Source organism: Clostridia bacterium, assembly GCA_036654455.1.
Lineage (GTDB): Bacteria > Bacillota > Clostridia > Christensenellales > CAG-314 > JAVVRZ01.
On the sequence record JAVVRZ010000008.1, the window covers coordinates 26,485 to 37,876 of the forward strand.

Sequence of the window (11,392 nt, forward strand, 5' to 3'; positions counted from 1 at the left end):
TTGCTAGCCAAATCAAAATAATTATTTAACTATTATTTAGAATATAGTTGACAAGGCATAAAAGTATGATATAATAATGATAATCATTATCAATATTAAGGAAATCAATGAACAACTCACAACAACGAGATACAATATTAAAAGTAGTAAATTCTAGTTGCGACCACCCCAACGCCGAAGTCGTGCTTGAAAGGGCTCGTGAGATAATGCCGTCAATTAATATTGCAACTGTTTATCGCAATCTTGCCGTTTTGGAGAGCGCAAAAAAGATATTGCGTATATCGATACCAAACGGAGATAGATTTGACAAGACTTTAACGCCACACGCTCATTTTCGCTGTCAAAAATGCGATAAAATATTTGATATTGATTTAGACGACCTTAACCAATGCGTAATCGATACAAGACGGAAATATTCGTGTCAAATTGACAAAGTTGACCTAGTGTTTAGCGGTTTGTGCGTTAATTGTAAGAAAAATTTAAATTAAGGAGATACATATATGAAATTTTATAGGTGCAAACATTGTGGCAATATAATTGCCTATGTAAAAGACTCGGGAGTACCAATTATCTGTTGTGGCGAGCCTATGCAAGAAATAGTAGCTAATACGGTTGACGCTTCTCGTGAAAAACATTTGCCCGTTGTAGAGCAAACAGGCGCAAGCGTCAAGGTAAAAGTCGGCTCAGTCGACCACCCTATGACCGAGCAACACTACATTCAATGGATAGCTATTCACACTAAGCAAGGCAATCAACGCAAAGAGTTAACGCCAAATTCCGCTCCGTTTGCTTGTTTTGAGCTATGTGGCGGAGACGAAATTATAGCCGTTTATGCTTATTGCAACCTACACGGACTTTGGAAGGCATAAAACATTTTTGTAGCAGTTTAACAAATTTGTCAATGGAAATATAAATTAGAAAAAGTTGAAATTGATTAGCTTAGTCAAACCACCTAATACCAAGAATTAAATGGTTACTTAACAATCGATTTTTAATTTAATAACAAATTACCTCCAACAAACGCCGATAAGTTTAGCTTATCGGTTTTTGTTTTGTAAATTTAAATTAAAGCTATACATCTTAATTTGTAAACCAATTATTGCGTAGATATTATTAAATATTACGGTTACATTTTATTAAAAAAGCAAGAACATTTTTAAAGATGCTCTTGCTTAATTGATATTTACTTATTTTTAAGAATGTTTGACTAATCACAAATAAATCATAATAAATGTTTCTAAAAATTAAAATTTGTTAGACAGCCCAAGCAAATATTCTATCGAACAGCCAAAATATTCGGCGAGAATAATTAAAGTTGGTACTTCGGGTATAAGTTTAAGTTTAATCCATCTTGAAAAATAGCTGTTTGGTATTTTGCAATCGGTGTAAACTCGGTAAAAAGATATGCCTCTGCTCTTTGTAAGTTCGGTCACACGTTGCGCAAAAGTTGAAGACCCGCCAGGAAATTTTATGGGCGAATCGGTCAAGCCCAGTAAATAGTCTATCGAACAGTTAAAAAAATTGGACAGTCTTATAAGATTGAAGGGTTTTGGGTAGACATTTTTTGTTAGCCAAGCCGAAATGGTGGTGTTAGGACACCCGCTAGCTTTTTCAAGCGAAGAATTATTTAGATTTTGTTCTTGCATAAGTTCGGTTAACCTTTCGGCAAAATTCGACAAAATAAACATAAAAATTCACTTCCTTTAACAATATTTTAAACTTCTTGCCTATATTTTAATTGCATTCGCTGTAAGTATAGGTATATAATAGTGTTAACACAAATAACAAATTAATTCGCAAAGGAGAAACATTATATGCTAAGTTTACTATATTTAATAGGGGAATTACTTATGTTGGAAGTTGAAGAGATTAAAAATGTAACCTATCCAAAATGCGAAACACCAACGCATTTATTAATTGAAATGGTAGAAGGAATTAACTACAAGCTAGAACTAAGTAAATTAAATTAAGGTATACAATCTTGGCTAGATACAATTCTTGTTTATAAGTCAAAATAACTAACCTAATATAACGACAATGCTTGTAAAAGCAAGAATAAATAATTGCATAAATTGTAATTGCAATATAATGTTCGACTAAATCAAATCGACATAATATAGCATCGACATAATATAATAAGGTATATTAAAAATAAAGCAAAAAACGCAAAACGCTATTGTAAAATTTTCTAAGTATGATATAATTAGAAAAAATGGAAGAGTGACTTATGAATAACAATAATTTTAATGCAACTAACAGTTTATCTTCATTACAAGTTAAACCAAACAAGTTTGGCAAAACTGGTAGGTTTTTTGGTTTTTTAAGAACGCTTAGCCTCATATATTCGACAGTAGCTTGTTTGGCGATTATCGGCGTATTCTTTTACGCTTTTGTCTTGATGATAATAATATTTTGTTCGCTGTTTACTTTGCTAGCCTCGCCGGCATTTATGGCTTTGTTTGATAACGGCGACCAAGCCATCGCTCTATGCCAGCAACTGTTTAATACTTTGCCGATAGGGGCTGTCGCTACTATTATATTTTCTATTATTTCTTCTATTGTTGTTAAGAAAGATATAAACTGGATTAAAGTAAAGAGCGTAAAAAATAAGAATACAGTCGCAATTGTAATATCGGTAGTATATTTGATAATATTTGGCGTAGTTTATTGGTTAATTGCCTCCGGAAACTTAACTTTTGGCTAAAATAATTGTTTTATATTATAAGATGCGATACAAATACTTTCTTCTTGCTAAAATATCGTAAATGTCAAAACTTCATAGTTTAAAATAGACAAAGGTTAAAACTTTCTAGTAGTTTACAAACAAAGGTTAAAATATCATAATGGTCTTAAACAAAACAAAACGACAATAATTAATTATTGTCGTTTTTTGGTGGGTGATACAGGACTCGAACCTGTGACTTCCTCCATGTGACGGAGGCACTCTACCAACTGAGTCAATCACCCAACTAAAATTTGTATTTACATTATATCATATTTAATAGATTTGTAAAGATTTTATTAGAGTTTTATCTTTTGACAAATAAAAAAATGTAGTTTTAGATAAAATAAAAAAGAAGCAGTTAAACTGCTTCTAGTGGTGCGAGAGATGAGACTTGAACTCACACGGTAAAACCACACGCCCCTTAAACGTGCGCGTCTGCCATTCCGCCACTCTCGCTAGCACATTGATTATATAACTATCCACCCTTTTTTGTCAACGAAAATACAAATTTTGTTGGTTAAAATTTTAATTAATTTGATAAAACTTATTTTTTACGCTTATAAATAATATTAATTGCCTTAAATAGCTTTTTAACTATTCTATGTTGATATAAAAACTCATTATAGCTATGTCTAAATATATATTACTACTAAATTTAAAGTTAAAATTGAGTTATCATAACTTGCGACAAATTATTTATTTCAAACTATTCGCAAGGCTTTGATTTTTTTAATTTTTGTGCTATTATAATAATATCGTATAACTTTTTTAACTCTTGCGGATATGGCGGAATTGGCAGACGCGCTAGATTCAGGTTCTAGTGGGGGCGACTTCGTGCAGGTTCAACTCCTGTTATCCGCACCAAAGCTTAGCCTTTTAAGGCTTGACTAGTCCTACAATCGGGTCGATATGTTTACTTCTAGTTGTTAGTAGCTAAACATATCTAGCCGTGTAGGGCTTTTTACAGCCTTAAAACACACTGTTTTAAGTTATAAATTAAGGCTGTAATAAAGATATTACAGCCTTAAAAATTAAATTAAATTAAGCCAACAAACAACTAAATGTTTTGCTCATAACTTTATGTGTTATTAGTATTATTGTTTCTTTTTAAGTAATACGATTACTGCAAATGTAACTGAGCATACGCTAATTACTAAGGAAACAATACCGAAAACATTGTTTGCGGGTTTGCCGTCAGCGCCATTAGTTCCGTTTGTTCCATTTGTTCCGTCAACGCCATTTGTTCCATTTGTTCCATCAACGCCGTCTTTGCCATTTGTTCCGTTTGTTCCATCAACGCCGTCTTTGCCGTTTGTTCCATTAGTTCCGTTTGTTCCGTCAACGCCGTTAGCGCCTGTGTCGCCCTTTACAAGACCTAGTTCAACCGTTGAGCCATCATTATAGACCATGACAAGCATGTTGTTTTGGTCTATGCGCAAATCAACAATTACTTTGTTAACTTCGGTCATACGATTGCTAGAATATTTATAATTGTTCATATCAACGCCAGAAGCAAGGTAAGCTATTAAAGCTTCTTCAAGCGCTCCAAATTGACCAATTTCTCCGCAAGCTTTTAGCATTGTATATCCGTCGCCACCGGCAGCGGTAAAGTCGTTTGTTGCAAGCGAATATGTCTTATTTTCGTATGTTTCGGGTTGTCCCTTAACAATAGGTTGATAAGCTCCGTCTTTATAAACTGTTGCTTTGCCGATAGTTATTGATATAACTCTATCGCCAGCGCTTCTTTCGCCATCAAATACATATTTAAAGCCTGCAATTTGTGGGAAACCACCGCTAGTGCTTGGATAATCTTTTATGCCGTGTTCAAGCATAGCTTTGATTGTGCCTACCGATACGGTTTTGGTTACAACATAGTTGCCAAAGGGGAATACTGTAACGAGGTCTTTCTTTGTTATGTCGCCCTTTTCGATGTTTGTTCTAATACCGCCACCGTTAGTGAAAGCTAATTCGGCGTTGCCGTAGAATTTCATAGCGTCGGTTGCAAAGTCGCCTAAGTTGGTTTGGCTTCTACGCACGTTATTTCTTATTCCGTTAAGAGTAACGCTTGTTACGCCAACTTTTTCAGCAAGTAATGTTTCTGTTTCGGCATTTAATTGTGTTAATAATGCTTTGGTTGTAGCTTCTTCTTCTAATGTTTTGTCGTTAACAAGGCTAGCTGTTATGCTTGCTCCGTTAAGTACTACTACGCCTATACGCTCGATATAGTTGCCGGCAGAAACTATTAATGCGCCGTTTACAAGTTTACCTGTTGTAAGAGTAGTGTGACTATGACCGTCAACAATTAGATTAATACCCGTAACTTGTTCTGCGAGATACTGTGATGTTTCGTTTCCGCTTGATAAGTCAAGTCCTAAGTGGGTAAGAGCTATGATATAGTCGCAGTTTAATGCTTTTAGAGCGGCTACTTCTTCTGTTGCAGTAGCTACTATGTCGTTAAACTTGTAGCCCTTAGTGTTGTCTGGGTGAGATTTAGTAAGTGTTTCTTTTGTTGAAAGGCCAAAAATACCAATTTTCTTTCCGCCTCTTTCGATTACAATGTGAGAGTCAAGAGGTTTGGTATTATCGTCTTTTGCAAAGTTAGCCGAAAGAATTTTGCCTGCAAATGTTGCGCCCGTATAAGTTGCGTCTTTGCCTGCAAATTGAAGTAATCTAGCTGTGCCATAGTTAAAGTCGTGGTTACCAGGAACCATAGCGTCGTAACCGACTTGATTTAAAATCTTAACTATGTTTTCGCCCTTAGTCATATTAGCTATTGGCAAACCGTGCAATACGTCGCCTGCGTCAAGCGTAACAACGGTTGCGCCTGCCTTTTCGTACATAGCCTTTAAGGTCTTAACCCTAGCAAATCCTAATTGCGGTGTTCTCGCTTTAACATCTGCTATGGCTCTGCCGTGCGTGTCGTTAGTATGTATAACTACGACTTGCCCTGTCATATCGCCAAGTTCTGCCGCATAGACAGTGTTTGGAACGATAAACATAGATACTGCAAAAATAATAGTAAACATTATTACTACTAATCTTTTAAGTTGTTTCATGTGCGCCTCCCAAAATAATAATAATATAATAAGTCCAAGACTTGTTATTTAGTAATTATGCTTTGGTACAAACCATAACAAAAATGTTTGGCTTAACTCTTTTTAAAACGACTTTGTACACCTCTTAGGCTAGCATATTTGTTTTGTAATGTCAATAGAAGATTACAATCCAAAAGGCATATAAAGAAATAATTTTTCACTATTTAAGTTGAGTAAATATTATTTAAATTCGTAACTAATTTAACGTTTAAAAATATTATGCGTAAATAATATAGCAACGTATCTTTAAACCTCAACTTGTATTAATATGTAGTTTAAGTCGGTTTTAAGTTTAACTATTTCATTTGAATTTAAGGTTATGTTCAAAGTTTGTCCGCTAAGTAAGTCGAACTGTTTGACAATTTTACAATTTGTAATTTCAACTTTTATGTCGGTTACGGCATAGATAAAGCACCACTTTGCTTGATTAGATTGTAAATAGATATCTTCTAAGCCCTTACAAAGCCTCATAGAGCCACAAACTCCGCTTGTCGTAAAAAGGTTAAGGTCTTGTCCTTTGCCGTAGCAAGTTATGGGACAAGAGCCGTTAAACTCATATATTTGACAATTATTAAGGCGAATATTTTGTTTGGTGTGTTGGTCTTGCAAAGTAAAAGAACAACCGATAGGGGCGATAAATCTATTTATATTAGGTAAAATTGTAAAGTTGCTTTGCTCAATTTCAATAGTAGCAGAACTAACTCTAAACAAAAAATCTCGCTTAGCGTAATCTGCGCAAGTTGGATAAATAAATATTTGTCTAGTTTTTCCGCCCGACCAGACAGTTGTTAAATAGTCTGCTTGTGTTATTATTTTTGTTTGCATAGTCGTCCTCGCCGTTAATTTTATTAGAAATTATTTTAATAACGCATAAGAAAATTTTACCATAGTAACAATTTTAATGCAATATATATTAACTTTACTTTTTGTTTTTTTAAGGAAATTTAGGGTTGACAAAAGTTGTGAAAAGTATTATCTTATTAGTAGTTGTGGCAGTATTTGTTTTTAGCTCAGCCACCTTATTATTTATTTTTTACAAGGAGAAACTATGCAAACTTTGCTTTATACCCCTAGCGAAAAGGTCATTAAATCTACAAAAATGTATGATTTTATGCGCTATGTCAATCAAAAATTATCTCTGCCTGCAACCATAAACGGCGTAGCTATGGTAGAGCTTACCGATTACAAAACTCTTTACAAGTGGTCGGTTGAAAATATCGAACAATTTTGGGATATGCTTTGGAAATATCTTGACATAATCTCTACGCCTTATTCTAAGGTAGTAGACGACCTACATAAGTTTCCCGGAGCGAATTGGTTTATAGGCGCTAAGCTCAACTATGCTGAGAATATTTTGCGTTTCAGCCATTCTTCTTCTCCCGCCATTATATTTAGAGGCGAGAACAAAATTAGAAGTGAAATGTCGCACAAGCAACTTCACGAAGAAGTTATTCGCTTAGCTATGTCGCTTAAAGAGCTTGGCGTAGGCAAGGGCGATACCGTAAGCGCATATATGCCTAACATTCCTCAAACCATAATCGCTATGCTTGCGACGACTTCTTTGGGCGCAATTTGGTGTTCGTGCGCAACTGATATAGGTACGCTTGCCGCTATTGATAGGCTTGGTCAAGTCAACCCTAAGGTCTTATTTACAGCTGACGGATATTATTATAAGGGCGTAAGTTTTGATTGTTTAAGCAAAGCTAACATTATAGCGCAAGGTATTCCTACCCTTAAAAAGGTTATTGTAGCTCACTATGCCGGCGACAACGATATTTCTAAGGTTGCAAACGCCATTTCTTATCAAGATTTTTTATCAAACGGCGATATTTCCACCTTTAAATATGAGCAAGTCGAGGCTAATACTCCTATGGTTACTATGTTTAGTTCTGGCACAACTGGCAAACCTAAGTGTATGGTTCAATCGGTAGCCGGTCTACTGATAAATCAACTTAAAGAACTTGTCTTGCATCACGACGTAAAACCAACGGATAGAATGCTCTACATAACTACGTGCAGTTGGATGATGTGGAATTGGCAAGCCGCAGCCTTAGGCGCAGGTTCGAGCATAGTTCTTTACGACGGCAACCCTAGTTACCCCGACACTAGCGCAATTTGGAAAATTCTTGAAGAAGAACAAGTAAGCATATTTGGTCTTTCGGCAAGCTATATCCATTCTTTACTCGCCGAAGGTTTTGTTCCTAAGGACGTTTGTGACTTATCGCATTTGCGTTGCATTTCTCAAACTGGTTCGGCGCTTTCGGACGAAGGTTTTAAATATGTTTATAGGGCTATTAAGAGCGACCTACACTTCAATTCTATTGCGGGTGGCACTGACATTAACGGTTGTTTTGCGTCGGGCAACCCTATTAGCCCGGTTTATTCTAACGAATTGCAAGCTCCCGGCTTAGGTATGAAGATTGAGTGTTTTGACGAACAAGGCAAACCTATACGTGACACGCAGGGCGAACTAGTTTGTCTTGCTCCAACGCCGTCTATGCCCATTTATTTTTATAACGACACTAATAATGAACGTTATCTTACTGCGTATTTTAAAGTTTACCCAAACATTTGGTATCACGGCGACTATGTAACTTTTAATTCGCAAACAGGTGGTATTACTTTTTATGGTAGAAGCGACAGCGTTCTTAAACCTTCGGGCGTTCGCATTGGCACGGCTGAAATATATAATCAAGTCGAAAAAATTACCTCAGTTAAAGACAGCCTTGCAATAGGGCAAAACTATCACGACGACCAAAGGGTGCTATTATTTGTTCAACTCAAAGAAGGTTACGTTTTAGACGATGCGTTAATCAAAGAAATAAAAACTACATTACGCAAAAATGCTTCGCCTAGACACGTTCCCGCTTTAATCATTGCAGTTCCCGACATTCCAAAGACGCTTAACGGCAAAAAAGTTGAAAGCGCAGTTACAAATATTGTAAATTGTAGAAAAGTAACTAATAGAGATGCGTTGGCAAATCCCGAGTCGCTGGATTTCTTTACGCAAATTCTGCCGGAATTGCAAAAATAATTAAAAATATATAAGTGAAGTACATTTTAATACTACATTATGTCTAATCTTTGTTGACATAATTGAAAAAATACTGTAATATTTCACTATAACACTGGGAGATAAAATATGAACATTAAAATTACTTCTGACAGTACCTCCGACTTAAATGTAGATTACTTAACTAAACAAGAAATAGACATTTTTCCGCTGTATATCCATTTAGGCGAAATAGAGTATTTAGACGGTATTACCATTAATCCATCTAAAATAATTAGCTATGTCAACACAACTAAAAAATTGCCAAGCACTTCGGCTGTGACTATTGAGGACTATAAAACAAAATTTACTCAATATGTTAAGCAAGGTTTAGCTGTAATTCACTTTACAATTTCGGACTCTATGTCTTCTTCCTATAACAATGCGCTTGTCGCTTCTAAGGGGCTACCCAACGTTTATGTTGTAAATAGTCAAAACTTATCTACCGGCATAGGTTTGTTGATAATGTACGCTTGCGATTTAAGAGCAAAGGGCTTAGGCGTAGAAGAAATTTTTAAAAAAGTAACAAGTCGAGTACCTTATGTGCAAGCCTCTTTTGTACTGGATAGGCTAGATTATTTATATAAAGGCGGTAGATGCTCGGCGCTTGCGTTACTTGGCGCAAATGTGCTTATGATTCGTCCGTCAATCGAAGTCAAAGAAGGTAAAATGGTAGTGGGCAAAAAGCAATTTGGCACGCTTAAACACTGTATCGGCAAATATATCGAAGACATTTTAGCTCATTATAACAACCCCGACACCACACGTATTTTCTTTACAACCACAACTATTCTAGAAGAAAATAGGCAACTTGTATTAGATATTCTTAAAGAAAAGACTAATTTTAAAGAAATTATCGAAACAAAAGCCGGTTGCACCATAACAAGCCATTGCGGACCTAACTGTTTAGGTATTTTATTTATCAACGATGGCGGAGTAAAAGATTAGTCTTATCACTCACTATAATTTTTAGCAAAGTTTAAGCCTTACAAATATATTGTAAGGCTTTTTTGTGGTTAAAATTTTTAAAAAATATTTAGTTATTAAATTAATCTTTGCTAGCGCTAGCTAAAAAGTCAAATAGTTTGTCAAGTCCTTCGTAGCACTCTTTAAGGTCAAAATTCGATTGAAATTCGTGTTGCAACTTATCGCTTGTGGTTGTTGGCAAATAGTCTACTACGTTTACGCCCAAACTTTTAAGTTTTGCCGACATTTCTTGATTTTGTTTATAGAATGGGTCGTAGTCACCGCAAATAATATAGGTATCTGGGTAGTCTGCGTTAACGTTGCTAATTGTGTCGATAAGACCTGCGTAAGGCGAATTCTCATATTCTTTTACGCCTGTAAACATCCACATAGCTTGGTTAAGCAAAGGAAAATTGGTATCTCTAACGGTGTAGAAGTTAAAAAAACCGCAAAGTAGCAACACACCTTTAAGTTGGTCGGGCTTAATTACAGGCGTAAGCGATAATTTATTTGCAAATGCCTCGTTAGTGTACAAGCAACCTAATTGTCCGCTTAGGTGACCTCCGGCAGAATCTCCGCCGATAAATATTTTGTCGCTATCTATATTATACTTAGTTGCATTATCAAGTAAAAACTTAATAGCGTCATTAACTTGAATTAGTTGAGTAGGGTAGACCGCTTCGGGCGAAAGCAAGTAATTTATGTTAGCTACGACATAACCTTTTTGGGCGATAACTCGGCAATAAGCCTCTTTGGTAAGTTTATCTCCGCTAGTGTAGTAACCGCCGTGAATATATACAATTAAAGGCAATTTTTGCGAGTTGTTCTTCGGCGAGATAATATCAAGTATATTTTCGCCAAATTTAGAAGAATATTCTACGTTTGCTATTTTATCGGTTAAAAGTAGTATCTCGCTGTAATTTTCAGGGGTAGAAGGGTTCTTGTCGTTACAAACAATATCCATAACTATTTCAGCAATAGCGTATGAAGTAGATAGAACTATGCCGAAAATTATAACAAATAGCAGTAATATGGCTACTACATAAAACCAAACTTTTTTGTATATTGGTTTCTTAATTTTATCCATCGTTTCTCCTTAATGTCCAGATATTTAGTATTAGATATTGTTTTAATTGTAGCTTGTAAATAAATATCTGTCAAGATGTATTGTTTAGGTCAAAATATTTGTAAATTTAGAAAGTTTTTTAAAAAAAACTATTGCTATTTTATGTAATATATTGTAACATTATAATACAAAGTATTTTTAAATCATTAAATGGGGTAGTATTTGTTTAAGTTAGTAATTACATTTATAATAATGTTGCTAATTGCTGTTGTAGCAGATATTGTGTTGTGGTTTTTTAAATATTCTTCATTTTGTAATGACAATGCCTCATTTTTAAATTTTTACGACAACAAAATTTTTAAGGTAAATAGAATACCCCCCCCACAGGTAAATAACCATTCCTTTAACACCTTTTTAGTACTTTCCATAGTAGGTTTAGTATCTATATTTGTTTCGGTAAACTATGTAGAAGTTTCTAGTTTTATTAA

The 11,392-nt window shown here is 35.0% G+C and carries 11 protein-coding genes and 3 tRNA genes; 8 read left to right on the top strand and 6 right to left on the bottom strand.

What is annotated here, in order from left to right:
* Positions 1–107: 107 nt before the first annotated feature.
* Complete coding sequence (locus RR062_05825) at positions 108–488, top strand: transcriptional repressor (protein MEG2027224.1); 381 nt, start codon at positions 108–110, stop codon at positions 486–488.
* A 12-nt stretch (positions 489–500) separates the two neighbouring features.
* On the top strand, positions 501–869 hold the full coding sequence (locus tag RR062_05830; protein MEG2027225.1) for a desulfoferrodoxin family protein: 369 nt from the start codon (positions 501–503) through the stop codon (positions 867–869).
* Between the two features lie 375 nt (positions 870–1,244).
* Here the strand turns inward: RR062_05830 and RR062_05835 are convergent, their stop codons facing one another.
* Entirely contained in the window at positions 1,245–1,688 is a 444-nt protein-coding gene (locus RR062_05835; GenBank protein MEG2027226.1) for a helix-turn-helix transcriptional regulator, read from the bottom strand.
* Between the two features lie 126 nt (positions 1,689–1,814).
* On the opposite strand from RR062_05835, the gene RR062_05840 reads away from it, so the two are divergent.
* Together RR062_05840 and RR062_05845 are read left to right on the top strand one after the other, a co-directional pair.
* Positions 1,815–1,970, top strand: a complete 156-nt coding sequence (locus RR062_05840) for a hypothetical protein (protein MEG2027227.1) — start codon at positions 1,815–1,817, stop codon at positions 1,968–1,970.
* Between the two features lie 257 nt (positions 1,971–2,227).
* Complete coding sequence (locus RR062_05845) at positions 2,228–2,704, top strand: hypothetical protein (GenBank protein MEG2027228.1); 477 nt, start codon at positions 2,228–2,230, stop codon at positions 2,702–2,704.
* A 187-nt stretch (positions 2,705–2,891) separates the two neighbouring features.
* Here the strand turns inward: RR062_05845 and RR062_05850 are convergent.
* Together RR062_05850 and RR062_05855 are read right to left on the bottom strand one after the other, a co-directional pair.
* A tRNA-Val gene (locus RR062_05850) sits at positions 2,892–2,967 on the bottom strand.
* Positions 2,968–3,098: 131 nt separating this feature from the next.
* A tRNA-Leu gene (locus RR062_05855) sits at positions 3,099–3,181 on the bottom strand.
* Between the two features lie 321 nt (positions 3,182–3,502).
* On the opposite strand from RR062_05855, the gene RR062_05860 reads away from it, so the two are divergent.
* Positions 3,503–3,589, top strand: a tRNA-Leu gene (locus RR062_05860).
* Positions 3,590–3,819: 230 nt separating this feature from the next.
* Here the strand turns inward: RR062_05860 and RR062_05865 are convergent.
* Together RR062_05865 and RR062_05870 are read right to left on the bottom strand one after the other, a co-directional pair.
* Positions 3,820–5,781: a 5'-nucleotidase C-terminal domain-containing protein gene (locus tag RR062_05865; protein MEG2027229.1), complete on the bottom strand. Its 1,962-nt coding sequence runs from the start codon at positions 5,779–5,781 to the stop codon at positions 3,820–3,822.
* Positions 5,782–6,066: 285 nt separating this feature from the next.
* Positions 6,067–6,645, bottom strand: a complete 579-nt coding sequence (locus RR062_05870; GenBank protein ID MEG2027230.1) for a HutD family protein — start codon at positions 6,643–6,645, stop codon at positions 6,067–6,069.
* Between the two features lie 223 nt (positions 6,646–6,868).
* Here RR062_05870 and RR062_05875 point away from each other — a divergent pair, with 223 nt between their 5' ends.
* Entirely contained in the window at positions 6,869–8,854 is a 1,986-nt protein-coding gene (locus RR062_05875) for an acetoacetate--CoA ligase (GenBank protein ID MEG2027231.1), read from the top strand.
* 108 nt (positions 8,855–8,962) lie between these two features.
* Entirely contained in the window at positions 8,963–9,820 is an 858-nt protein-coding gene (locus RR062_05880; protein MEG2027232.1) for a DegV family protein, read from the top strand.
* A gap of 100 nt (positions 9,821–9,920) precedes the next feature.
* Here RR062_05880 and RR062_05885 read toward each other — a convergent pair whose 3' ends face one another.
* On the bottom strand, positions 9,921–10,925 hold the full coding sequence (locus RR062_05885) for an alpha/beta hydrolase (GenBank protein MEG2027233.1): 1,005 nt from the start codon (positions 10,923–10,925) through the stop codon (positions 9,921–9,923).
* Between the two features lie 201 nt (positions 10,926–11,126).
* On the opposite strand from RR062_05885, the gene RR062_05890 reads away from it, so the two are divergent.
* A partial coding sequence (locus RR062_05890) for a hypothetical protein (GenBank protein ID MEG2027234.1) occupies positions 11,127–11,392 on the top strand: 266 nt, incomplete at its 3' end.